Origin of the sequence: Burkholderia lata (genome assembly GCF_902499025.1) — a bacterium.
In the GTDB taxonomy this organism is placed as follows: Bacteria; Pseudomonadota; Gammaproteobacteria; order Burkholderiales; family Burkholderiaceae; genus Burkholderia; species Burkholderia lata_C.
On record NZ_CABVPW010000004.1, the window covers coordinates 135,710 to 159,971 of the forward strand.

The 24,262-nt window shown below is 68.0% G+C and carries 22 protein-coding genes; 12 read left to right on the forward strand and 10 right to left on the reverse strand.

The genetic code is table 11. The features are described from left to right. Positions 1-49: 49 nt before the first annotated feature. Both BDI24065_RS05425 and BDI24065_RS05430 read right to left on the reverse strand, forming a co-directional pair. Complete coding sequence (locus BDI24065_RS05425; protein ID WP_175030343.1) at positions 50-1,123, reverse strand: porin; 1,074 nt, start codon at positions 1,121-1,123, stop codon at positions 50-52. 157 nt (positions 1,124-1,280) lie between these two features. Further along, the gene (locus BDI24065_RS05430; RefSeq protein WP_175030344.1) at positions 1,281-2,189 is read right to left on the reverse strand and encodes an HpcH/HpaI aldolase/citrate lyase family protein; all 909 of its coding nucleotides are present in this window, start codon (positions 2,187-2,189) and stop codon (positions 1,281-1,283) included. 228 nt (positions 2,190-2,417) lie between these two features. Between BDI24065_RS05430 and BDI24065_RS05435 the strand changes: the two genes are divergently transcribed. From BDI24065_RS05435 to BDI24065_RS05450, 4 genes are read left to right on the forward strand one after another with little or no spacing between them, the layout of a single operon-like run. Beyond that, on the forward strand, positions 2,418-3,167 hold the full coding sequence (locus BDI24065_RS05435) for an IclR family transcriptional regulator (RefSeq protein WP_175030345.1): 750 nt from the start codon (positions 2,418-2,420) through the stop codon (positions 3,165-3,167). 18 nt (positions 3,168-3,185) lie between these two features. Next, positions 3,186-4,463: a CaiB/BaiF CoA transferase family protein gene (locus BDI24065_RS05440; RefSeq protein ID WP_175030346.1), complete on the forward strand. Its 1,278-nt coding sequence runs from the start codon at positions 3,186-3,188 to the stop codon at positions 4,461-4,463. A gap of 60 nt (positions 4,464-4,523) precedes the next feature. Next, a complete protein-coding gene (locus BDI24065_RS05445) occupies positions 4,524-5,546 on the forward strand; it encodes a cyclase family protein (RefSeq protein WP_175030347.1) in 1,023 nt (340 codons plus the stop codon). A 41-nt stretch (positions 5,547-5,587) separates the two neighbouring features. After that, positions 5,588-7,051 carry an MFS transporter gene (locus BDI24065_RS05450; protein WP_175030348.1) on the forward strand — a complete coding sequence of 488 codons (1,464 nt, stop codon included), beginning with the start codon at positions 5,588-5,590 and terminating at the stop codon, positions 7,049-7,051. Between the two features lie 51 nt (positions 7,052-7,102). On the opposite strand, the gene BDI24065_RS05455 is transcribed toward BDI24065_RS05450, so the two are convergent. The 3 genes from BDI24065_RS05455 to BDI24065_RS05465 all read right to left on the reverse strand — a co-directional run bounded on the left by BDI24065_RS05455 (position 7,103) and on the right by BDI24065_RS05465 (position 9,550). Then, positions 7,103-7,534: a YqaA family protein gene (locus BDI24065_RS05455; RefSeq protein WP_175030349.1), complete on the reverse strand. Its 432-nt coding sequence runs from the start codon at positions 7,532-7,534 to the stop codon at positions 7,103-7,105. 69 nt (positions 7,535-7,603) lie between these two features. Continuing rightward, entirely contained in the window at positions 7,604-8,779 is a 1,176-nt protein-coding gene (gene kch, locus BDI24065_RS05460) for a voltage-gated potassium channel protein (RefSeq protein WP_175030350.1), read from the reverse strand. A 123-nt stretch (positions 8,780-8,902) separates the two neighbouring features. After that, positions 8,903-9,550, reverse strand: coding sequence for a LysE family translocator (locus BDI24065_RS05465; protein ID WP_175030351.1), 648 nt, complete (start codon positions 9,548-9,550; stop codon positions 8,903-8,905). 285 nt (positions 9,551-9,835) lie between these two features. On the opposite strand from BDI24065_RS05465, the gene BDI24065_RS05470 reads away from it, so the two are divergent. Continuing rightward, positions 9,836-10,318: an Lrp/AsnC family transcriptional regulator gene (locus BDI24065_RS05470; protein WP_021159229.1), complete on the forward strand. Its 483-nt coding sequence runs from the start codon at positions 9,836-9,838 to the stop codon at positions 10,316-10,318. Between the two features lie 827 nt (positions 10,319-11,145). Here BDI24065_RS05470 and BDI24065_RS05475 read toward each other — a convergent pair. Beyond that, positions 11,146-12,795 carry an IclR family transcriptional regulator gene (locus BDI24065_RS05475; RefSeq protein ID WP_175030352.1) on the reverse strand — a complete coding sequence of 550 codons (1,650 nt, stop codon included), beginning with the start codon at positions 12,793-12,795 and terminating at the stop codon, positions 11,146-11,148. Between the two features lie 177 nt (positions 12,796-12,972). Here BDI24065_RS05475 and BDI24065_RS05480 point away from each other — a divergent pair, with 177 nt between their 5' ends. The 3 genes from BDI24065_RS05480 to BDI24065_RS05490 all read left to right on the forward strand — a co-directional run bounded on the left by BDI24065_RS05480 (position 12,973) and on the right by BDI24065_RS05490 (position 16,877). Continuing rightward, positions 12,973-13,932: an MBL fold metallo-hydrolase gene (locus tag BDI24065_RS05480; protein ID WP_175030353.1), complete on the forward strand. Its 960-nt coding sequence runs from the start codon at positions 12,973-12,975 to the stop codon at positions 13,930-13,932. A gap of 179 nt (positions 13,933-14,111) precedes the next feature. Then, entirely contained in the window at positions 14,112-15,449 is a 1,338-nt protein-coding gene (locus BDI24065_RS05485; protein WP_175030354.1) for an MFS transporter, read from the forward strand. An 87-nt stretch (positions 15,450-15,536) separates the two neighbouring features. Further along, entirely contained in the window at positions 15,537-16,877 is a 1,341-nt protein-coding gene (locus BDI24065_RS05490; RefSeq protein ID WP_175030355.1) for an MFS transporter, read from the forward strand. A gap of 21 nt (positions 16,878-16,898) precedes the next feature. Here BDI24065_RS05490 and BDI24065_RS05495 read toward each other — a convergent pair whose 3' ends face one another. The 3 genes from BDI24065_RS05495 to BDI24065_RS05505 form a co-directional block, all read right to left on the reverse strand. Then, positions 16,899-17,195: a hypothetical protein gene (locus BDI24065_RS05495; protein WP_175030356.1), complete on the reverse strand. Its 297-nt coding sequence runs from the start codon at positions 17,193-17,195 to the stop codon at positions 16,899-16,901. A 116-nt stretch (positions 17,196-17,311) separates the two neighbouring features. Continuing rightward, the gene (locus BDI24065_RS05500) at positions 17,312-19,120 is read right to left on the reverse strand and encodes a sensor domain-containing diguanylate cyclase (protein WP_254609688.1); all 1,809 of its coding nucleotides are present in this window, start codon (positions 19,118-19,120) and stop codon (positions 17,312-17,314) included. 327 nt (positions 19,121-19,447) lie between these two features. Continuing rightward, entirely contained in the window at positions 19,448-20,248 is an 801-nt protein-coding gene (locus tag BDI24065_RS05505; protein WP_175030357.1) for an SDR family NAD(P)-dependent oxidoreductase, read from the reverse strand. Between the two features lie 136 nt (positions 20,249-20,384). Here BDI24065_RS05505 and BDI24065_RS05510 point away from each other — a divergent pair, with 136 nt between their 5' ends. Beyond that, complete coding sequence (locus tag BDI24065_RS05510) at positions 20,385-21,344, forward strand: GlxA family transcriptional regulator (protein WP_175030358.1); 960 nt, start codon at positions 20,385-20,387, stop codon at positions 21,342-21,344. 96 nt (positions 21,345-21,440) lie between these two features. Here BDI24065_RS05510 and BDI24065_RS05515 read toward each other — a convergent pair whose 3' ends face one another. Further along, entirely contained in the window at positions 21,441-21,932 is a 492-nt protein-coding gene (locus BDI24065_RS05515) for a 2,4'-dihydroxyacetophenone dioxygenase family protein (RefSeq protein ID WP_128843224.1), read from the reverse strand. A gap of 168 nt (positions 21,933-22,100) precedes the next feature. Here BDI24065_RS05515 and BDI24065_RS05520 point away from each other — a divergent pair, with 168 nt between their 5' ends. From BDI24065_RS05520 to BDI24065_RS05530, 3 genes are read left to right on the forward strand one after another with little or no spacing between them, the layout of a single operon-like run. Continuing rightward, positions 22,101-22,589, forward strand: a complete 489-nt coding sequence (locus BDI24065_RS05520) for a MarR family winged helix-turn-helix transcriptional regulator (RefSeq protein ID WP_175030359.1) — start codon at positions 22,101-22,103, stop codon at positions 22,587-22,589. Positions 22,590-22,608: 19 nt separating this feature from the next. Continuing rightward, the gene (locus tag BDI24065_RS05525) at positions 22,609-22,944 is read left to right on the forward strand and encodes a hypothetical protein (RefSeq protein WP_175030360.1); all 336 of its coding nucleotides are present in this window, start codon (positions 22,609-22,611) and stop codon (positions 22,942-22,944) included. Next, positions 22,941-24,179 (forward strand): MFS transporter, encoded by a 1,239-nt coding sequence (locus BDI24065_RS05530; protein WP_175030361.1) that lies wholly within the window; start codon positions 22,941-22,943, stop codon positions 24,177-24,179. Before BDI24065_RS05525 ends, BDI24065_RS05530 begins: the two co-directional genes overlap by 4 nt. Positions 24,180-24,262 lie beyond the last annotated feature (83 nt).

Consider the following 24,262-nt stretch of genomic DNA (forward strand, 5'->3'; position numbering starts at 1 on the left):
ATCGGGAAGGAGTGGTCGGAAAACGTGCGGACGGAAGTCGGGCGGCGTGCTAGAACAGCTTGCGCATGCCGACGGCGATGCCGAGCGAACTGCTGCGGTTGCTGGCGAGCGAATAGTTGAGGAAGCGGTAGTTGTAGTTGTCGAAATCGAGCGCGGCGCGCCATGCGTAGCCGCTGGTCAGATAGAGCGTGGTCGCTTTCGACAGCGCGTAGTTGAATTGCACCGTGATCTGCTTCGGGTTCTCGGGATCGGGGGCCGGCTGGCCGGCCGCGGGATTCTGCTTGCCGATGTCCTCGTAGTAGAACGCGCCGATCACCTGCAGCGCGGGCGAGACCTGGTAGCGCGTGCCGAGCCAGTAGAAGTTGAAGCGGGCGACCACGCCCGGCGTCGTCACATTGCCGTTCGCATGGGTGAAGCCCGCGATCAGTTGCGCCGCACCCACCGTGTAGATCGCGGAGGCCGCGTAACGCCGGAAATGGGTAATGTCGGCGGGCTGCGTGCCGTTGACGTTGTCGTAGGCGGCGGCCACCGACAGCGCCGCCCCCGTGTATTCGAAGCCGATCCCCGAGGCCGCGCCGCTGCGAAACGATCCCGGCGTGCCGCCGAACGCGTAGTGCGCCTGGATCGCGACCGGCCCGAAGGTCACGCGGTATTTCGCCATGTTGTTCTCGCGAAAGTTCACGCCGACGATCGCGCCGGCGGGCTCGTAGATCGTCGAGTACGCGATGGTCGGCGAATAGTGTTCCATCACGTCGAACAGCGTCGTGTACTGGCGGCCGAGGCGCAGCGTGCCCCATCGGTCGTTTTGCAGCCCGACCCACGCGGAACGGTCGAAACCGCCGGAATTGGTGCCGTTGTTGAGGTTGATCCCGCTTTCCAGCCGGAACACGGCCTGCCAGCCGCCGCCGAGCGCTTCGGCGCCCTTGATGCCCCAGCGGGAGCCGCTTTTGCCGCCCGAACCCATCCGCACGAGCGACCCGGAGCCGCCCGGCGTGGCGGCGTTCTGGTGCGTGAGGGTCTCGAGGTAGATGTCGGCGACGCCGTACAGCGTCAGGCTGCCCTGTGCACTCGCGGTGGCGGAGGCCACCCCGAGGCCGCACAAGGCGAACAGCTTCTTCTTCATTGTTGTCTCCTGTTTTTTGATGTTGTTGTGTCAGTCATGTGAATCGATGGAGCGGCCGGCGTGCGAGACGCGGCGCGCCGGCCGGGGCTGTGACGGGCGTCGCCGTGTGGCAGCCAGCGATGCACGTTCGCCGGCACGTCGCATGCGTGATCGGGCGCTAGCGGGGCGCCGCCTGCGCGCGGACCGACTGCGCCTGGTGCCGCGCGAGCACACGCCGTGCGCGCTCGACTGCCGGCGCGTCGATCATCTTTCCGCCGACGCGCAGCGCGCCGAATCCATCCGTGCACGCGGCTTCGTACGCGTCGATCAGCGTCTGCGCGGCCTGGATCTCGTCGTCCGTCGGCGCGAATGCGCGGTTCAGGATCGGTACCTGCGCGGGGTGGATGCAGGTGGCGCCGGCGAATCCCATTACCTTCGAGCGTTGCGCCATGCGGGCGAATGCATCGAGATCGTCGAGCGAGTCGGGCGTGCCGGCGAGACCGAGCGGCAGCACGCCGGCCGCACGCGCGGCGATGACGAGCAACTGCTTGGGCACGTTCAGCACGTCCGCGCTCGCGTCGCTTTCGCAGTGCAGCGCGAAATCGCCGCCGCCGAGCATCAGCGCTGCGACGCGAGGCGACGCGCGGGCGATCCGCGCTCTCGCCTCGAACGCGCCCGGCGTCTCGATCATCGAGATCACGCGGATCGCGCCGCGCGCGACGCCGTGTTCGTCCTCCAGTTCGTCGAGCAGCGCGTCGATCGCTTCGAGGTGCGACGCGCCGAGAACCTTCGGGATCGCGACGCCGCTGGCTCCGGCGGCAACCGCCGCACGCAAGTCGAGCGCCAGCCATTGCAGCGAGCCGTTGACCCGGACCAGCACGTCGCTGCCCGCGGCCTTCAGGCGCGGTACGGCCGCCGCCAGCGCATCGCGCGCAAGCGCCTTGCGGTCCGCCGGCACGCTGTCTTCGAGGTCGAGCAGCAACGCGTCGGCGCCGCATGTCGCGGCCTTGTCGACGAAGCGCGGGACGTGGGCCGGCACGTACAGCAGCGAGCGCCAGCCGGGTGCGTGGAAATTGAGGTTTTTCATGGCGATCCGATAAAATGAAAGTCACTTTCATTTTTGTGCGGATCTTGGCGGTTCGTCAATATCGAGGTTTACCCGGCAAAACAAAGGGAATTCCAGGAGCGGGAGATCTCGATCGATTTCATTCCCTGTTGACAGGATGATCCTGTTCCATAAAAATGAAAGTCACTTTTGTTTTTGTGCGAACGCGCCCCGGTGCCGTCCAGCCCGGTTTTTCTTGACGAGGTAGGTATGAATGCTCAGGCAGATGGCGGCGTTTCGGCCGTCAATCGCGCGTTGTCGGCGCTGCTGGCGTTCGGCGATGCGCCGAACGGATTGATGCTCGCGCAGGTCAGCGAGGCGACGGGGCTCAACATGAGCACGTTGCTGCGCCTGTTCGAATCGCTCGAGATGTTCCAGTTCGTCAAGCGGATGCCCGACGGCCGCTATGTGCTCGGGCCGGCCACGTTCCATCTCGGCATGATGTATCGCGAGTCGTTCCAGCTGCGCGAGCACGCGGTGCCGTTACTCACGCGGCTATCGGAGGAAACCGCCGAAACCTCGGCGTTCTACGTGCGCGACGGCGACGAGCGCGTCTGCCTGTTCCGCGCGTATGCACAGCGTGCCGTCCACACCAACGTGCGTGAAGGCGACCGTTTCCCGCTCGAGGCCGGGGCGGCCGGCAGGATCCTGCTCGCGTTTTCGGGCACGCGTGGCGGCGATTACGACAAGGTCGCCGAGCAGGGCTACGCGGTGTCGATTGCGGAACGCGACCCGGAGAGTGCAGCGATCGCCTGTCCGGTATTCGGCGTGGGCCGTTCGCTCGCCGGCGCGATTTCGCTGGGCGTGCCGCGCTATCGCTTCAACAAGAAGGTGCTCGCCGATTACCTGCCGCGCGTGCAGGCCGCGGCGAACGAACTGACCCATACGCTGGGCGGCGATCTGCCGGTGTCGGGCAGCGTGCCCGCGGCAATCGGCCCGCAGGGCGAACTGCAGGATTAATCCATCAGGAGAATCGCAATGTCGGAACCCTCGGCGCAAGCCGGAATCGAAAGCGCCAGTCACGCGGGCCGTATCGGCCCGCTCCACGGCCGCCGGTTCGACACGGACGCTGCCGGCCCGTTGTCGGGCGTGCGCGTGGTCGACCTGTCGCGGCTGATGGCCGGCAACATGCTGAGCGTGCAGCTCGCGGATTTCGGGGCGGACGTCATCAAGGTCGAGCCGGAGCAGGGCGATACGCTGCGCGCGGTCGGCGCGGGCGGCATCAGTACGAACTGGAAGGTGTACGGGCGCAACAAGCGCAGCGTGTGCGTCGATCTGCGCACGCCCGAAGGCATCGACATCGTGCTGGCGCTGGTGCGCGATGCCGACGTGTTCATCGAGAGCTTCAAGCCCGGCGTGCTCGAGCAGATGGGGCTCGGCCCGGACGTGCTGCTGGCGGTCCGCCCGAAGCTCGTGATCGCCCGCATTTCCGGGTGGGGGCAGACGGGGCCGTACCGCCACAAGCCAGGCTTCGGCACACTCGCGGAAGGTTACTCGGGCTTCGCGGCGATCAACGGCTTCGCCGACCGCGAACCGGTGCTGCCGCCGATGTTTCTCGGCGACATGACGGCCGGCCTGTCGGGTGCCATCGCCGTGATGGTCGGATTGTGGGCGCGCGACGCGAACGACGCGCCGGGCCAGGTGATCGACGTCTCGTTGTTCGAGCCGCTGCTGTCGATCCTCGGGCCGTCCGCGGCGAACTATGCGATGACCGGCAAGGTCAAGCCGCGCACGGGCAGCCGCTCCACGAACACCGCGCCGCGCAACGCCTATCGCACGCGCGACGACCGGTGGCTGTGCCTGTCGAGCTCCACGCAGACCATGGCGGAGCGCCTGTTTTGCGCGATCGGGCGGCCCGATCTCGTGGACGATCCGCGCTATCGCACCAACGTGCTGCGCGTGCAGCATGCGCAGCAACTCGACGAGATCGTCGGTGGCTTCATCGCGGCGCGCGATCTGGCCGACAACCTCTCGTTCTTCGAGGAGGCGGGCGTCACGGCCGGCCCGATCCATGATATTAGCCAAGTTGTTCAGGATCACTACGTGATAGAACGCGAGGCGCTGGTGAGCGTGCCGGACGAAGACGTCGGCACGCTGCCGATGCACAACATCGCGCCGCGCTTCTCGCATACGCCAGGCACGTTCCGGCGTCCGGCGCCTCGGCTTGGCGAAAACAATCGCGAGATCCTCGTGCCGTTGCTGGGCGAGCGCGAGTTCGCACGCCTCGCCGAACGCGGGGTGATCTGTCACGGATGACGACGGACGGGCACGCACATCGGCGGCCCGCGACATAAACAAATTCAGGAGACCTTCGATATGAACCCGCGCTGGAACCACCGGCCGCCCGGCTCGAACTGGGGCGATTTTGGCGACGACGACCAGAAAGGGCGCCTCAACTGGCTCACGCCGCAGAAGACACTGGAGGGCGTGCGCGAGGTACGAGAGGGCCACGTGTTTTCGCTCAGCCTGCCGCTCGACGTGCCGCATGGCGGCGGGCTCAACGCGCGGCGGCGGCCGCCCGCGATCATGCCCGCGCTGCTGCACGACAAACCCTACTTCGGTTATCGCGCGGACGAGCAGGTCGCGCATGCCACGGACGTCGTATGCGACGACGCGTTCTGCCTGCATTCGCAGTTCTCGACCCAATGGGATGCGCTGTCGCACGTCGGCGGCCTGTTCGACGCGGATGGCGATGGCGACGCGGAAGCCGTGTTCTACAACGGCTTCCGGATGGGCGAGCACGTGCGGGTACCCGAGGCCGGCGCGCAGGTGGGCGGCGCTCGCGCGCTCGGCATCGAGCACATGGCGGCGAGCGGCGTGCAGGGGCGCGGCGTGATGATCGACCTGCGGCATCATTTCGGCGATGCGCGTCGCAAGGTCGGGTATGACGATCTCATGGCGGTGATGCGGGCCGACGACGTCGTCGTCGAGCGCGGCGACATCGTCTGCCTGCATACCGGCTTCGCCGACCTGCTGCTCGACGCCGAGGTGCCGGGTCGCGCGCTCGACGTGCACACCGCGTGCTGCGTGCTCGACGGTGACGATCCCCGCTTGCTCGAATGGATCGACGTGTCCGGGCTCGCCGCGCTGGTCGCGGACAACCACGCGGTCGAAGAGCGTCCGCGGTCGCCCCTGCCGCGTGCAGAACGCGGGCCGCTGATGCCGCTGCACGCGCTGTGCCTCTTCAAGCTCGGCATCCATCTCGGCGAGCTGTGGCACCTCACGCCGCTCGCGCGCTGGCTGCGCGAACACGGGCGCAATCGCTTCCTGCTGACGGCGCCGCCGCTGCACCTGCGCGGACTCGTCGGTTCGCCGGTCAATCCGGTCGCGACCGTCTGAACGCGACGCGACACCCCGCATTCCTATCCGGAGACACCAGCATGTCCAACTCAACCGCGCTTGCCGTGACGGCGCGCATCGACCGTCTGCCGTCGACGGCCAGCATCTGGCGCCTCGTGCTGATGCTGAGCGTCGGCGGCTTCTTCGAGGTCTACGACCTGTTCCAGATGACGTACCTGCCGGCCGGCCTCGTCAGCGACGGGATTTTTCACGTCGGCGCGAAGGGGATGTTGGGCCTGTCCGACCAGGCAACGCTCGGTGCGGCGACGTTCATCGGCCTGTTCATCGGCGAAATCGGCGTGGCGCGGCTGGCCGATCGGTGCGGGCGGCGCGCGGTCTTCACCGGCTCGCTCCTGCTCTATACGCTCGCCAGTCTTGCGATGTGCGTGCAGCAGACGGCGGTCGGCATCCATCTGTGCCGGCTGGTCGCGGGCATCGGCGTGGGCGCCGAACTGATTACCATCGGCGCATACCTCACGGAACTCGTGCCGAAAGGCATGCGCGGCCGCGCGTTCGCGGTGTGTTTCGCGATCGGCTATCTCGCGATGCCGGTGCTTGCGCTCGCGTCCTGGCTGCTGATCCCGCGTGCGCCGCTTGGCATCTCGGGTTGGCGGTGGGTGATTCTCATGGGCGGCAGCGGCGCAGTGATCGTCTGGTGGCTGCAATCGCGGATTCCGGAATCGCCGCGCTGGCTCGCGATGCGCGGCCGCGTGGACGAAGCCGAAGCGGTGCTCGGAAAGATCGAGGCGCGAGTCGTGCGCGAGCATGGCGGGCCGCTGCCGGAAGTGCCGCTCGTCGCGGCGGGCGAAGCGCAAGCCGTGCGCGCGGTGTCGATGTGGGATGAAGGTCTGCGCGGCCGGACGCTGATGCTGATCGCGTTCAACGCGTGCCTGAGCGTCGGCTTCTTCGGGTTCAGCCAGTGGCTGCCGAGCCTGCTGGCCGCGCGGGGGACGCCCGTGACGCAAAGCCTGCTCTATGCGTTCCTGATCGCGTTTGCGTATCCGCTCTCGCCGTTCGCGGCCGGGCTGTTCTCCGATCGCGTCGAGCGCAAGTGGCTGATCGTGGCGACCGCGTTCGGTGTCGCGTTGTTCGGGACGGCATTCGCGATGTCGTCGTCGGCCCTTGCGGTGATCCTGTTCGGGATCCTGATCACCTTTTGCAACACGACGCTCGCGAGCAATGCGACCGCCTATCAGGCCGAAGTCTTCCCGACCGCCATCCGCAGCCGCGCGCTGGGGTTCGTCCACTCGTTCGGCCGGCTGACGGGCGTGGCGAGCAGCTACCTGATCGCGTTCATCCTCGCGCATCTCGGCGTGCCGGCGGTGTTCGTGCTGATCGGCGCAAGCATGCTGGTCGTGATGCTGTCGATCGGGCTGTTTGGTCCGCGCACCAATGGCCGCTCGCTCGACGAGATCGCGGCGCCGGAGGCTGCACGGCAAGGCGCAGCAGAGTCGGGGGAGGCGGGCCGGTATCGCGGCCCGGCGGTACGCGTGCGGCAGCGGTAGCCCGGGCGCGCCGGCCTTCGCGTGCCGCGTGCCGGATTCAGCGGCGACGCGTCAACCCGTAATGAGCCAAGCGATCACGAGATACCGCGCGACCTTTGCGACGGTCACGATCGCGAGGAACGACGGCAGCGGGTCGCGCAGCACCCCGGCGATCATCGTCAGCGGATCGCCGATCACGGGGGCCCAGCTCAGCAGCAGCGACCAGCGGCCGTAGCGCGCATACCAGCGTTCGGCGCGCGCGAGCGCGGCGGGCTTGACGGGAAACCAGCGGCGCTCGCGGAAGTGCTCGATGCCGCGCCCGAGCGCCCAGTTGATCACGGAGCCGGCGACGTTGCCGATGCTCGCGACGAGCACCAGCGCCCACACGGGTTCGCGCCCGGCGAGCAGCAGGCCGGCGAGCACGGCTTCGGACTGGAGCGGGAACAGGGTCGCGGCGACCATCGACACGGCGAACAGGCCGCCGTAAGTGAGCAATTCGGACATCGCGCGATTGTACCGGGCGCGCGCCGGCCGCCCTGGGGCACCGGGTCACACGGTCATGCGGTCAAACATTCATGCAGCGTCGGCCGTCCCGAACAGCAGGTGCGAGATCACCGACTTGTCGACGGGTTCGTCGTTGAGCGTGCTGGCCAGCAGTTCGCCCGCGAGTTGCTGGGGCGAGAACACCATGTCGGGCTTCAGCAGGCGCAGCCGTTCGAGGTTGCGCTGCTGGTTCACGAGCGCGACCGTGCGCACCGACGGCGCGATCTCGCGGATCGCGAGGATGATGAACGCGTTCTCGGCGTCGTCGGAGCGCAGCGCGAGCACCGCACGCGCGGTCGCCGCGCCGGCGCTTTCCAGCACCGCGTGGTCGGTCGCATCGCCGACGATCAGGTCGGTCGTCGCAGGATAGTTGTGCTCGACGCCGGCCGGCACGACGACGGTCACCGCGTAGCCGCGCTTGCGCAGCCCGTCGTGCACGGCATGCGCGACGGGTGTCGCGCCGACGATCAGGTAATGATGCTTGCGGATCACGTTCGAAATGCCTCCCTTGACGATCCGTTTCAGATTGCCGCCGATCACGGGGCCGACGACCGCGCTGATCGACGTCGCGAACACCGTGATGCCGAGCACGATCACCGACGCGGTGAACAGGCGCGCGGTCGGCGCGTGCGGAACGATGTCGCCGTAGCCCACCGTCGACATCGACACGATCGAGAAATAGACGGCCGTGGCGAGATCGTGGACGGGCGGCGTGAATTCGTCGCCGAGATACAGCACGCCGAAGGTCGCGTAGATCAGCAGCGACACGATGCTCAGCAACGCGAACAGGCTGCTCGCGGCGACGCTCGCGCGGTCGAAGTGCCGCCAGTAGTACAGCAGCGCGACGGCCAGCACGGCCGTGTAGACGAACACCGCGTGGCTGCGATAGCCGCCGAGCACGCTGATCGCGGCGGCCGCGACCAGCAGCAGGATCGACAGCACCCACGCGACGCGGGCGCGCAGCACGATGCCGACGGCCATCGTCGCAAGGCCGGCCGCGACGACCACTTGCGGCAACACGACGAGCCCGGCGTTGCCGACGAGGTTCAGCGCATCGGCGAGCCACGCGCGATGCACGCCGAGCCTTGCATGTTCGACGACGGGGCGCAGCACCATGAGCGCATCGAGCGCGAGGAGGAGAGCGAGGTACCAATGCAGGCCGATCGGCGCGAACAGGCGCCGCAGGCGGGTAGTGTGGGGCTTCATCCAGTGGCCCGGCTGGCCGGGCATGTCCAACGAAACAGCCGCTACCCTAAAGCATTCGGCATTCGGCTGCTTTTTCGACGCACTTTGGCGGCGGCCGCGATGATGCCGGCCGCCCGGTCGTTTTCAGTTCCAGCCGACCATGATCGCGCCCATCCCGACGAGCAGTCCGCCCGTCACGCGATTCATCACGCGCATCCGTGCGGGCCGCTGCAGCGCGCGGCTCAGCCGGTGCGAGAACAGCGCCATCGACGCGACGCCGCCTGCGAACAGCACCGCGAACGTCGCCGCGAGCAGCAGGTACTGCTGATTCAGGCTCCAGTCGGCACTGGGGCTGATGAATTGCGGAAAGAACGACGGGAAGAACAGCAGCGTCTTCGGATTCAGGCCCGAGGTCGCCAGGCCGCGCCAGAACAGCGCGCGGTGGGAGTCGGTGTCCGGCGTGGTTGCCCCGGCCGGCCCGGTCGAGGCCGCAGGTGCGCCGGCCGGCGCGCGGCTGAGCCATTGCTTGCAGCCGAGCCAGACGAGGTAGGCAGCGCCCGCCCAGCGCAGCACGGTCAGTGCGCGCTCGTCGAGATGCACGAGGGAATTCAGGCACAGCGCGGTCAGCGCGAGTTGCAGCAGCACGGCGAGCGTGCCGCCCCAGACGCACGGCAGCGCGCGGCGCCAGCCGGCGCGTAGCGCCTGGTTCATCGTGAGCAGGTTGACGGGTCCGGGAGCGTAGACGAGAACGGCGGAAGCAGCGAGAAACGAGAGGTAAAGCCTGAACGACATGACGGGTAGGGCAGGAACAGGATCAGGGGCGCCGAGGCCGCGCGGCCGGATAGGCGCGCGGGCGGCGGGGAATCGCATGCCTGCTGGCCGGCACCGCAACTCGTGATTGCGGCCGTGCGTCCCGGTGCGAAGGGGTTGTCGCGGGGAGCGTGCCGGACAGCTGGCATGGGTAAAAATATATCAAGGGGCCGGATTAAAAGGCTTCCGCATTTCCACACAAACCGACACAAATCCGGAATGTCGTTCAGATAGAATCCCGGTTTTCAGTAGAAGATTCTTCCTGCCATGGCCACACGTGAACGCTCGCCGAAAACGCTCGACAGCCAGGACCGCAAGATCCTCGGTGCACTGCAGAAAAATGCGCGTCTGTCGAACGCCGAACTGGCCGAACAGATCGGCATGTCGACCACCGCGTGCTGGAACCGCACGCGGCAGCTCGAGGTGGACGGCTACATCGACGGTTACGTCGCGCTCGTCAACCAGCGGAAGCTGGGTTATGCGGACATCGTGATCCTCGAAGTCACGCTCGATCGCCACGAGGACGACGCGCTTGCCCGCTTCGGCGAGGAACTCGCTGCACTGCCCGAAGTGCTCGAGGCCTATCTCGTGTCGGGCGAGTACGACTACTGGATCAAGGTCGCGGTGGACGGCACGGCCGGCTACGAGCGGTTCCTGCGTGAAAAGCTGTACAAGATCTCGAGCATCCGCCACAGCCGCTCGATGTTCGCGCTGCGCTGCATGAAGGATGTGCCGTCGATTCAGGTGTGATGAGGGCGGGGATGAGCACGCGGCCGTCGTTGAAGCGACGGCGCATGTGATTGCGCGTTTGCGCGGAGAAAGCCGGCAATCGGGCGAGGGGCAAGGCGTACAGAGCGCGGTTCGGCGCCTGGGCCGGCAAGACGGATGAATCTTCCGTCCGTGACGATCCGGCGTACTCGCGCGCCGGCGAGATAACGGCTGCCCGCCCGGGCAACCGGCAGACAAAACCGCGCCGATGTTGATCGGCGCCGGCATCGGCTTTAAAGCAACTTCAGAGCGACTTCAACGCGCGTCCGATACGGGGAGCGCATTCCACGGGACTACCCGGCCTGTTTCCAGTGACTTGCCATGCAACCCGTTGCCCGACGCTGCGGCCTCATGGCGCGCGTCCGGGCAAGCGGATCAGGCAGGGCATTGTGCGGCCAGCGCGGCTGGCGGCCGGTCGCGCCGCTTAGTGCGGCAGGCGTGCGTGTGCTTCAGCGATGACTTCGCAGTTCTCGAGGTGGAGTGCCCAAGCTTCTGCAATCAGCTCGCCCATACGTGCGAGCCAGCCAGCGGATTCGGTGGAACGGTCGGAAATGTTAGACGTTTGCATGACGAAGCCCCATATAGGTGGCGAGTTAGGGATAACCCTAATCATAGCGAAACCCATCCGCTTTGTGAAATGCGATTTCGTTATATGAGAATTACTGACAATTTATGTTGCTGCTTCGCAACAGGAATATCGGATGGCTTTGCGTGACCCATAGGCGTGACGAGGCCGCGCCGGCACGGCCTCGCATGGGACAAGAGAGGGGATTCGCGCGGTGGGGAGATTGGCGGAAACGGGCGGTGGCTTACCCGCCGATCCACCCGAACCGCCACGACAGCCGTCGCGTCGCGGCGAGCAACGCTTGCGCAAGGTCGCTGTCCGGCCCGCGCGGGAAGCCGCGCGACGAACCGATGATCGCGATCACGAGCCGGATGCTGCCGGTGTGATCGAACACGGGCGCGGCGACCGTCCCGATGCCCGGCACCGGCGCGTCGAATGCGAAATCGAGTTCATCCGCGCGGATCGTCGCGAGCCGTGCGCGGAAGGCGTCGTCGGCCGGCGCGGCAGCGCGGCCCGCGAGGCGCACGGGCTCGTTGGCGAGCAGGTCGGCCAGCACGTCGTCGGACATGCCGGCCGCGAAGATCCGTCCGATCGCCGTATTGACGAGCGACATCACCGTGCCGACCTGCAGGCTCACGTGCTGCGGCCGCGCCGATTCCTCGAGGCGGATCACGGTCGGGCCGAGCGGCCCCAGCGTCGCGGCCGCCACGCTCATGTCGGTCGCGCCGGCCAGCGCGACGATCTCGGCTTCCGCATCGCGGGTCGGCGACACACGCTGCATCGCGATCAGGCCGAGCGCCTGCCCGAGCGGGCCGCCGCCGAAGCAGCCCGCGTCGTCGCGGCTCAGCAGGCCGATCTTCTGCAGGCTGACGAGATGCGGAAAGGCCTTCGCGGCCGGCATGCCGGCGGCTGCCGCGAGATCGCGCAGCGGCAGCGCGCGGCCCGCCGACACCAGCGCGAGCAGCAGCTCGCCGGTGCTGTCGAGCGCATTGATCCCGCGCTGCGTCTTCGCATCGTCGGCCAGTGCGGGCGGTACGCGCGGGGTGGACGTGGCCAGGCTGGCCGCGGGCGGCGGGGCGTCGTGCGCCGCGCCGAGCGATGCAGTGGCCTGACGAGCCGCGTCGCGCAATGCCGCCGCGATCGGGCCGTCCCAGTCGACGTCGATCGAGCCCGTCGAACCGATCACTGTCAACGCGAGCTGCAGCTTGCCGTCGGCGTCGAACACCGGCACGCACATCGCGCTGACGCCGGGGCTCGGCAGGTCGACGCCGCGCTCGATACCGCGCGTGCGGATCGCGTCGAGTTCGGCCGGCGGCAGGCCGGCGTCCGGCACGGGCTGCTCGGCGCCCGCGAGCGTGTCGCCCGCGCCGGCCTGGCTGGCCGCCATCGCGTCGAGTTGCGCGGGGTCGCCGAACGCGCGGAACACGCGGCCGGTGGCCGTCGTGTCGAGCGACATCACCGAGCCCACATGCAGGTTCACGTGCAGCGGATAGCCGCCGTGCTCGATGCGCACGATCGTCGGCCCGAGCGCGCCCGGCACCGACAGCGCAACGCTCAGGCCGACCGCTTCCGCGAGCCGCGCCGCGTGCGGCAGCGCCGCGCGATAGGCGGGCTGGCGCTCGATCGACATCAGCCCGAGCCGCAGCGACAACGGGCCCGGCTCGTAGTTACCGGTGATCGCGTCGCGCTTCACGAGCGCGAGCCGCGTCAGGCTGACGAGATAGGTGTGCGCCTGCGCGGTCGACAGGTCGGCCGCCGCGGCCAGCTCCGACAGGCCGAGCGGCTTGCGCCGGCGCGCGAGCGCGTCGAGCAGGCGGCCGCCGACCTCGACGCTCTGGATTCCGCGCTGCGCCTTGGGCGACGCGTCGTCTGCGCTGACTTCGTGGTTCTGCACGCGATGATTCTTCCGTTGACGAAACCCCGCATGGTATCCGACGCCATTTATCGCGCCAGCCCGCAGGTTTACCCGCATTAAACAATAGCAAGTGACTTTGTCATTGACAAATAATGGTCGCGGGAAGATGATCCGCTCATTCCCCTCAACACATGGCTCGCAGCCACGGAACGCAACATGGCCAAAGCATTCGCCTCCCAAGCCGATCTGGAAGAGAAGAAAGTCACCTGGACGAAGCTGTCCGAGAACGCGTACGCGTACACCGCCGAAGGCGACCCGAACTCGGGCGTGATCATCGGCGACGACAGCGTGCTGATCGTCGACACGACCGCGACGCCGGCGATGGCGCAGGACCTGATCGCGAAGATCCGCAGCGTGACCGACAAGCCGATCAAGCACGTCGTGCTGTCGCATTACCACGCGGTGCGCGTGCTCGGCGCGTCCGCGTATTTCGACGAAGGTGCGCAGCACGTGATCGCGAGCCGCGGCACGTACGAGATGATCGTCGAGCGCGGCGAGGCCGACATGAAGTCGGAGATCGAGCGTTTCCCGCGCCTGTTCGCCGGGGTCGAGACGGTGCCGGGCCTGACCTGGCCGACGCTCGTGTTTGAGCGCGAAATCACGCTGTTCCTCGGCAAGCTCGAAGTGAAGATCATGCACGTCGGCTCGGGCCACACGAAGGGCGACACGATCGTGTGGCTGCCGTCGCAGAAAGTGCTGTTCTCGGGCGACCTCGTCGAATACGACGCCGCGTGCTACTGCGGCGATGCGCAGCTCGAGCAGTGGCCGTCCACGCTCGAGGCGCTGCGCGCGCTCGGCGCCGAGAAGCTCGTGCCGGGCCGCGGCCCGGCGTTGCTGAACCCGGCCGAGGTGAACAAGGGCCTCGACTACACGAAGGATTTCGTCACGACGCTGCTCGCACAGGGTCGCAAGGCCGTCGAGCAGAAGCTCGACCTGAAGGCGTCGATGGCGCTCACGCGCGAAGCGATGGATCCGAAGTTCGGCCACGTGTTCATCTACGAGCACTGCTTGCCGTTCGACGTGTCGCGTGCGTTCGACGAAGCGAGCGGCATCACGCATCCGCGCATCTGGACCGCGCAGCGCGACAAGGAAATGTGGGCCGCGCTGCAGGACTGAGCGGCTTGCACAGGCGGGGTGTCCGACAGGGCGCTCCGCTTTTTTTCTGAAGCGGCGACTGGCCGCGGCGCTCCGCCGTCTTTCCGTCTGCCGTATCCGATCTCACAAAAAAGCAGGGCGCACGTACGCCCTCGGAGACGGCTGCGCGCTCGAATCGCGCAGCCTGTTTGGAGAGAGACATGCCTCAATCGCTTCCCGCCGAAGCGACGCTCGCGCACGCGAGCGCGTCGGCCGCCACGGACGACGCGCTGCTGTTCCGCAAGATCGCCTGGCGGATCGTGCCGTTCCTGTTCCTCTGCTACGTCATCTCGTTTCTCGACCGCATCAACATCGGCTTCGCGCAGTTGCAGATGAAGCACGATCTCGGCTTCAGCGATGCGATGTACGGCCTCGGCGCCGCGGTGTTCTACGTCGGCTACGTGTTCTGCGAAGTGCCGAGCAACCTGCTGCTCGCGCGCTTCGGCGCACGCCGCACCTTCACGCGAATCATGCTGCTGTGGGGCATCGCGTCGACCGGGATGATGTTCGTGTCGCAGCCGTCGCATTTCTACGTGCTGCGCTTCCTGCTCGGCGTGTTCGAAGCCGGCTTCTTTCCCGGCATCGTGCTGTACCTGACCTACTGGTTCCCCGCGAACCGGCGCGCGGCCGCGATCTCGGTGTTCTTCGCGGGCGTCGCGGTGGCCGGCGTGCTCGGCGGCCTGATGTCGGGCTGGATCATGCGCGACATGAGCGGCGTGCTCGGGATGCACGGCTGGCAGTGGATGTTCGCGATCGAAGGCGCGCCGGCGATCCTGCTCGCGTTCGGCGCATTCACGTTCCTGGTCGACCGGCCGCAGGACGCCACGTGGCTCACGTCCGATGAAAAGGCGCGGGTCGCCGCGCTGTGCGCCGACGGCCGTGGCCACGGCAACGCACACGATGGGCGCAGCCTCGTCGCCGCACTGGCGAACCCGCGCGTGTACCTGTTCGCGTTCATCTATTTCTCGCTGACCTGTGCGTCGCTGACGCTCAACTTCTGGATGCCGCTGATGATCCGCGACTTCGGCGTGACCGACGTCGTGGCCGTGAGCCTGTACACGGTCGTGCCGAACGCGATCGGTGCGGTGGGGCTGATCCTGATCGCGCGCCGTTCGGACCGCACCGGCGAGCGCCGCAAGCACTTCGCGTGCTGCACGATCGGCGGCGGGCTCGCGCTCGCGGCGCTGACGCTGCACCTGCACAGCTTCGCGGCGATGCTCGCCTGCCTGTCGGTCGCGGCGACGCTGATCTTTGCCGCGCTGCCGATCTTCTGGGCCGTGCCGACCCGCTACCTGTCGGGCAACGCGGCCGCGGCCGGGATCGCGCTGATCAGCAGCATCGGGATCACGAGCGGCATCGTCAGCCCGTGGGTGATCGGGATGATCCGCACGCGCACCGGCAGCATGGATCTCGCCGTGTATCTGCTGGCCGCGCTGCTGGTGGCGAGCGGGGTCGCGTTGATGCTCGGCGTGAAAGGCGAAGCCGCGCCGCGCGACTGAACGCGCAACGGCCGGGCGCCGCTCGCGGGCGGCGGCGACCGGCGTCACGTGTTCGCCCGGTACCCGAATCCATCGAGGAGACGATCGATGTCAGCCCCTCTTCAAGCGGACGCCGCGCGTGCCGTCGCGTCCGGCGTCGCTTCAACCGACGCCGATGCGCTGTACCGGCGCATCGGCGCGCGGATCGTGCCGTTCCTGTTCGTCTGCTACATCGTGTCGATCCTCGATCGCAGCAACATCGGCTTCGCACAGTTGCAGATGCGGCAGGACCTCGGCCTGACCGACGCGATGTACAGCCTCGGCGCGGTGCTGTTCTTCGTCGGCTACGTGCTGTTCGAGGTACCGAGCAATGCGCTGCTGCGCCGCTTCGGCGCGCGCCGCACCTTCGCGCGGATCATGTTCCTGTGGGGCGCGGTGTCGGTCGCGATGATCACCGTCGACAGCGCGAAGCATTTCTACGTGCTGCGCTTCCTGCTCGGGCTGTTCGAGGCCTGGTTCTTTCCGGGCGTGGTGTTCTACCTGACGTACTGGTATCCGGCACGGCGGCGCGCGTCGGTGCTGTCGATCTTCTACGCGGGCGTCGCGGTGGCGGGGATGGTCGGCGGGCTGCTGTCGGGCTGGCTGATGCGCGGGATGTCGGGCGTGCTCGGGCTGCACGGCTGGCAATGGATGTTTGCGATCGAAGGCGCGCCCGCGATCCTGCTCGGCGTGATCGCGTGGTTCTGGCTGTGCGATCGTCCGGAGCAGGCGAACTGGCTGTCCGACGCCGACCGCCAGCGGCTCGCGGCCGACCTGGCCGCCGACCACTCCGGTGCCGAGACGCCGGCGCCGCATTCGCTGCGGCAGGTGCTGGCCGAGCCGCGCACGTACCTGTTCGCGTTCATCTATTTCTCGCTGACCACCGCACTCCTGATGCTGCTGTTCTGGATGCCGCTGATGATCCGCGAATTCGGCATTCACGACGTCGTGCAGATCAGCCTGTTGTCGGTCGTGCCGAACGCGATCGGCGCGGCCGGCCTGATCGCGATCGCGCGGCGTTCCGATCGCAAGCGCGAACGGCGCTGGCACTTCGCCGCATGCGCGTTCGGCGGCGCGGTGGCGCTCGTGCTGCTGACGCTGCACCTGCCGAGCATCGTCGCGATGATGGCGCTGCTGTCGGTCGCGGCGATGCTGATCTTCGCCGCGCATCCGGTGTTCTGGGCGGTGCCGTCCGCGTATTTCTCCGGCGCGGGCGCGGCGGGCGGGATCACGCTGATCAGCAGCATCGGCGTGTCGAGCGGGATGATCACGCCCTGGCTCGTCGGGCTGATCCGCACCAGAACCGGCAGCATGGACCCGGCGATGCTGATGATCGCGGCGCTGCTGGCCGCGTGCGCGGTCGCGATGCTGCTGGGTGTGCGGGCGGTGCCGCGTGCGGAATCGGCGTGACGCGGGCGGCTGCGGCGCGAATCAGTGGAAGTACAGAAACAGCCCGGGCAGGACGAGCAGGCCGTGCAGCGCCAGCGCGCCGTAGATCTTGCCGCCGCGCGCCTGCAGGTCGATCAACAGGTAGGCGACAGCCGCGATGACGCCGACGAGCGACAGGCCGGCCGCCCAGAAGAGCGCGGTGATGAGCACGCGAACGCCCATGTACGGATCGTCCATCGAACTGGCGAACCCGTAGCCGATCAGAAGCGCCAGCAGCTCGACGAGCGCGACGACGAGAAGACCTGACGCGATGCGCGCGGTTCGTTGGGCAGTGTCCATGGCAAGTCGGGGCGTGTAGGGGCAGGAGCGCTAGCCTACACGATCAGTCCCGAATATGTCGCGCAACGGGGGGCGGCGGGAAGCTCGGCGAGGAGCGGACGTCGTCTGCCCGAAATCTACGCCCGAAACACCTCGATCCGGTTGCGGCCGCGCTCCTTCGCGAGATAGAGCGCCTTGTCGGCGCGCGACAGCGGCTGGTACGCGCCGAAATCCGACGCCCGCATCGCGTCGATGCCGATGCTGACGGTCAGCGTGACCTGCTGATCCTCGTGCGTGAGCCGCGCCTGCATCGCGCGTTGTTGCACGCGCTGCGCGAATGCCAGTGCTTGGTCGAGATCCGCGCCCGGCAGCACGATCGCGAATTCCTCGCCGCCGACCCGGCCGACGATGCCGTCCGGCCCGGTTTCCGCAAGCAGCAGTCGCGCGAAATGGCGGAGCGCGCGGTCGCCGACCGGGTGGCCCCAGCGGTCGTTCAGCGCCTTGAAGTGATCGAGATCGAGCATCAGCACCGCGGCGGCCTGGCCGGTCGTGCGCACGGCGCGCAGCGCGGCTTCGCTTTGCCGCATGAACGCATGACGGTTCGACAGCTGCGTCAGGTGGTCGGTCGTGGCCATCCGGTGCAGTTCGGCCTCGATGTGCTTGCGGTCGGTCGCATCGGTGATGAAGCCGTGCCATACCGTGCCGCCGTCGGCCGTGCGCTGCGGGCGTGCGTCGCCTTCGCGCCAGCGCAGGCCCTGGCCGGGCAGCAGCACGCGATATTCGAGGCGCCACGGCGTCAGTCGCACCGACGAGTCGTGCAGCGACAGCCGATAGGCGACCAGGTCGGCCGGATGGATCCGCGTCTCGACCGCCTCCGCGCCGTGTGCGATCTGCTCGGGCGTCAGTTCGTAGATGTCGCCGACACCCGCGCTCGCGTAGGAAAAGAAGCGGCGCCCGTCGGGCGCCTGCTGCAGCTGGAACACGAGCCCGGGAACCTGGTCGGTGAGATTCGTGACGAGCGCGGCCGAGTCGCGCAACCGCGCGGCGAGCTCGCGCAGCGCGGTGATATCGGTGGTCGTGCCGACCATCCGCAGCGCACGGCCGGTGCCGTCGCGGGTAATCACCTTGCCGCGGCTGCAGATCCATTTGTACGAACCGTCCTTGCAGCGGATGCGGTGCTCGACCGCGTAGGAGTCGGTGCGCCGCTCGAAGTGCGCGAGCATCGCCGCCTTCACGTCGTCGATGTCGTCCGGATGCAGCCGTTCGTACGCATCCTCGATCCGGGTGCTGAGCTCGTGCGGCGCATAGCCGAGCATCGCCTTCCAGGCCGGCGAGTAATGGATCTCGCCGGTTTCCACGTTGCGATCCCATACGCCGGTGCCGCTTTCGGTGAGTGCGAGCGTGGTCAGCGTGCTGTGTTCCTCGACGATGCCGAGCCGTTCGCGCAACGCGGTGGCTTCGATCGCACGGGCAAGCGTGCCGGCGGCGAGCGTGGCGAGGTCGCGCAGCAGTGTGTGTTGCGTGGCATCGAGCGCCGGGGTTTTATCGTCCACGACGCACAGCGTGCCGAGGATCGCGCCATCGGGCGCGGCCAGCTCGCTGGTCGCGACCACCCGCAGCGCGTGAGGCGGGCCGTCGTTGCGTTGTCCGTTGCGGTGCGCGCCGTGCACGGCGAACCGGGCATCGGCAGCCGGATCCGGCTCGGCGTGGGGCGGCAGGCAATCGGCGGGCAGCGGGTCGGGCAGGTCGCCGTCGACGGCCAGCATGCGCGGCGCGTCGGCATCGGCGCGCGCGATGAACGCGCCGGCGGCGCCGAAATGCGCTCGCGCGACACGGCAGACGGTGGCCAGTTCCGGCAGGGGTGGGAGCGCGGGCTGACGGTCGGCCGAACCGCGTGCGGAGGCCGGCGCGTCGCCGGTCTCGGTGATGAACATACGGACCCGCATGGTCGAATTCCGCATCGGACGATTGCCCTCGTGATCGGACGAATACCGGTCGAACGAGGTCGCTTGGGGACTGCAATCGCAGAGCTTACTGTTGCGCGGAATGCGTGGCAAGCGAACCGGAATCGTCGGTCGGCGCGCGACATTTACGCCGGCCGGGAAATAATCCGGTGCGGGTTCCCGCAGACAAATCGACCGTTCGGCACGTGCCCGGAAACGTGCCGCGGAACCTGGGATGCGTGCCGGCGATTCGCCGCGTATCGCCGTGTTCCGCAGCACATCCCGGGGTTCGGCGCGCTCGTCGCTTTCGACCTGCGGGATGCCGCGTGCTCAGCGTACCGTCGCGTAGCGCGGCGCGGGCGTGTCGGCCGACAGGTGCGGGGCCATCGTGCGGCGCGCGGCCTCGTAAGCGGCCCATTCGTCGCCCGCGTGCAGTGACGGGATCGTCACGAGTTCGCCACGATCGAAGCCGACCAGCGCCGCGTCGACCATGTCCGGCGCCGGCATCACGATTTCCTTCGGCAGGTGCTCGAGCGGCAGGCCGCCCGTCTGCCAGAAATCGGTGGCGGTCGCGCCCGGCAGCACGGCCTGCACCTGCACGCCCTTGTCGGCGAGTTCATGATGCAGCGACTGGCTGAACGCGAGCACGAACGCCTTGCTGCCGCCGTATACGCCGTTCAGCGTTTCCGGCGAGATCGCGACGATCGACGAAATGTTGATCACCGCGCCGAGGCCGCGTGCGACGAAACCGGGTACCGCCGCATAGGTGAGGCGCGTGAGCGCGGTCACGTTCAGGTCGATCATCCGCGTCATTGCGTCGACGTCGCTGTCGAGCAGCGGCGCATGCGTGCCGATGCCCGCGTTGTTCACGAGCAGCGTGATGCTCGCATCCTGCTTCAGCTTCGCCTCGACGGTGGCGAGCGCGGCGCGGTCGTTGAGGTCGGCGTCGGTGATCTCGACGCTGCGCTGCGTGTCGTTCGTGATGCGGTCGGCGAGGGCGGCGAGCCGGTCGCGGCTGCGCGCGACCAGGATCAGGTCGTAGCCGCGGCGCGCGAGGCGATCGGCGTAGATGGCGCCGATGCCCGACGAGGCGCCGGTAATGAGGGCGGTACCGCGATGTGCTTGCGTCATGATGTGCTCCGTTTCGATGGAAATGGCCGGATGGCGTGAAGCCATTCTGGTCTCGAAACGCTGCGACACAAATGACGTAGATGGGTATGATTCAGGACATCGGGCCGACCTACGCGCCCGGGACGGGAGAACGCACATGCACCGCATCGGCTTTCTGATCAGCGACGGCTTCCAGATCATGGCGCTCGCCGCGCAGTCGGTGTTCGAGTACGCGAACATGGGCATGAGCGAGCCGTTCTACGTGATGGACAACTATTCGGTCGACGGCGGCGACGTGCGCTCGTCACTCGGGCTGCCGGTTGCCACGCGCGCGCTGCGCGGGCGGATCGCCGTCGATACGTGGATCGTCGCGGGCGTCAACGATCCGATCGCGTCGCCGGCGCCGGCCGACGTCGTCGCGTTCCTGCGCCGCACCAATGCGCGCGCGCGGCGGATTGCCGGTATCTGCACGGGTGCGTTCGTGCTGGCCGAAGCCGGGCTGCTCGCGCAGCGCCGTGCGACGACGCACTGGGCGTATGGCCGCGACATGCAGCGGTGCTATCCGGAGATACGGGTCGAGGAGGACCGGATCTACATCGTCGACGGCCCGATCTGGACGTCGGCCGGGATGACGGCCGGCCTCGACCTCGCGCTCGCGATGGTCGAAAAGGATCTGGGCGCCGATGCGGCCCGATCGGTCGCCCACAAGCTCGTGATGAACCAGCGGCGGGCCGGCGGCCAGTCGCAGCATTCGGAAATGCTGGAGCTCGCGCCGAAGTCCGACCGGATCCAGAACGCGCTGAACTACGCGCGGCAGCATCTCGGCCGCGCGCTGACCGTCGAGGATCTCGCGGAAGCCGTCCACCTGAGTCCGCGCCAGTTCAGCCGCGTGTTCACGCTCGAAACGGGGCAGTCGCCGGCGAAGGCGATCGAGCGGCTGCGGCTGGAGTCTGCGCGGCTGATGATCGAGCAGAGCCGCCATTCGCTGGACGTGATTGCCAAGGAAAACGGCTTTCGCGACCGCCGGCATATGCGCGAGGCGTTCGTGCGCGGTTTCGGCGTGCCGCCGCAGGCGATGCGGCGCGACGCGCGGGCGGATGAGCGGGAAACGGGCTGAACCGTCGTCGGCATCGGCATCAGCCTGTTGTTCCCGTCCTGACAATAGTTACGGTGGTGACGAGCGATCCGTTCGATCCCCGCGGCCACCCGGCATTCAGCGCGTGACGAACGGCGCGGCGTCGTCCGGCGCCGTGCGTGCATGCTTGCGCTGGCGCAGCAGCGCGACGCGGCAGTTCTCGCGCGCGGTCTCGCGGCCGTCGTCGTCGAGCAGCACGAGATCGCCGCGCATCACGTTGAGCGTGATCACGTCCTCACCGGGCGCGCCGAGCGTTTCCGGCGTATGCACCGAGCCGGCCGGTTCGAGCACCGTCGAGCCGGCGTGCGCGACCCAGTCGTATTCGCGGTAGCGCCACGCCCCCTGCAACGTATGGACGAACACCTCGCCGTCGTGACGGTGGCGCGGCAGCGTGCCGCCGGCCGGCATCTTCAGCAGCGCGGTCAGCGTGTCCTCGGCCGCATTGATGTGCAGGTACTTGATCGCGAGCCCCGGCAGGTCGGCGCTCATCGGCAGCCACGGCAGCGCGTCGCCGGGCAGGCACGAGATCGGCGGCAGGTCGGTGGAGAGCGGGGCGGACGGCTGCGTCATGGCGGGAGGCGGAGCGGAAATGGGGAGCCTGCATTATCGCAGAGCCGGGTCGCGCAGCCGAACGGGACGTTTCATGATGGCCCGAGCGCATGCGGCGAGGCGATCCTTACAGCTTGAAATATGCAGCCAAACTGTACAGTTTGACTGTATATATGCTATCTTGAATTCATGAACACGCCATTGCCTCCCTCCGAAGCGCTCCCACTGGCCGGTCTCGCCGGCGAACTCCGCATCTCGGTCGGAAAACTGATGCGGCGGATGCGGGAGCAGATCCACCCGAACGACCTCACGTCATCGCAGAAGTCGGTGCTGTTGCGGCTCGACCGCGACGGCCCGGCGACCGTGTCGGCGCTCGCGCGTGCCGAAAGCGTGCGCCCGCAGTCGATGCGCGTGACGGTCGCGACACTCGAGACGCTGGGCGCCGTCAGCGGCGAGCCCGATCCCTCCGACGGCCGGCAGACGCTGATCGCGCTCACGCCCGGTTTCCGCAAGGTGCTGCAGGCCAACCGCGCGGCCAAGGACGACTGGCTGTTCCGCGCGTTGCACGCGCAACTGTCGGAGCGCGAACAGGCCGAGCTCGCGTCGGCCGTGAAGCTGCTGCAGCGGCTCGCCGAATTCCAGGAACCGCCGCGTCCGTCACCCGCATCGACCCGTTAGCCGAAAGGACAGCCCGAACATGAACCTCCCGCATCTCGTGTCGTATTTCTTCGGCGGCGCATTTCTCGCGAACGTCGTGCCGCATCTCGTCAGCGGGTTGCGCGGCGAGCCGTTCCAGACCCCGTTTGCGAATCCGCCCGGGCGCGGGTTGTCGTCGTCCACCGTGAATGTCGTGTGGGGCGTCGCGAACCTCGTGATTGCCTATGTGCTGGTGTGCCGGGTCGGCGATTTCGACCTCCGGGTCACGGCCGACGCGGCGGCGTTCGGCCTCGGCATCCTCGTGCTCGGCCTGTTCGTCGCGCGGCATTTCGGCGCGCTGCACGGCGGCAACGAGCCCGACCGGGAGCGGCCATGAGCGTGCCGGCGGCGGGCGTCTTCCGCTCGCTTCGCAGCTTCAACTATCGCGTGTGGGCGATCGGTTCGTTGGTGTCCAACATCGGCACGTGGATCCAGCGCACCGCGCAGGACTGGCTCGTCCTGACGCAGCTCACGCATCACGACGCGTCGGCCGTCGGTATCGTGATGTCGCTGCAGTTCGGCCCGCAGCTTCTGCTGTTGCCGTGGACGGGCTACGCGGCCGACCGTTTCGACCAGCGCAAGCTGCTGATGGCGACACAGGCGCTGATGGGCGGGCTCGCGCTCTTGCTGGGGCTGCTGACGGTGACAGGCGTCGCGCAGCTGTGGCACGTGTATCTGTTCGCGTTCCTGTTCGGTTGCGCGTCGGCGTTCGATGCGCCGGTGCGGCAGACGTTCGTTGCCGAGCTGGTCGCCGATCGGGAACTGGCGAATGCCGTCGCGCTTAATTCGACGTCGTTCAACGCGGCGCGGATGATCGGGCCGGCAGCGGCCGGCTTCATCATCGCGTCGGTCGGCACCGGCTGGGCGTTCCTGCTCAACGGGCTCAGCTTCGTCGCGGTGCTGGCGTCGCTGTCGATGCTGCGCGCCGACGAGCTGCGTGCCCACGCGCGGGCCGACCGCACGCGCGGCAGCCTGCTCGACGGGTTCCGTTACGTGTGGCAGCGCCCGGACCTGAAAGCGATCCTCGTGATGCTGTTCCTGATCGGCACGTTCGGGCTTAATTTCCAGTTGTTCATCTCGACGATGGCCGCCAGCGTGTTTCATGTCGACGCGCGTGGCTTCGGCGTGCTGTCGTCGATGATGGCCGTCGGCACGATTACCGGGGCGTTGCTGGCGGCGCGCCGCGACCGGCCGCGCTTCCGGCATTTGTGGATCGGCGCGGCGCTGTTCGGGCTCGGCTGTACGCTGGCCGCGCTGGCGCCGGGCTACTGGCTGTTCGGCGCCGCGCTCGTGCTGACCGGGATCGCCGCGATCACCTTCATGAACTCGACCAACAGCCTGGTGCAACTGTCGACCGAGCCGGCGATGCGCGGCCGCGTGATGGCGCTGCGTCTCGCGGTGGCGCTCGGCGGCACGCCGATCGGCGCGCCGGTGGCAGGCTGGGTGGCGAACCATCTCGGCCCGCGCTGGGCGCTCGGCGTCGGCGCGATATCGGGTTTTGCCGCGGCGCTCGTCGCAACGCATTTCATGAAGCGGATGCGTGCGCAGCCGGGGATGGGCGACGGGGCCTGAGCGGCTGTGACACCGGCGCAGGCTGCTCGAGCACCCGAGCACCCGAGCACCCGAGCACCCGAGCACCCGAGCACCCAAGCACC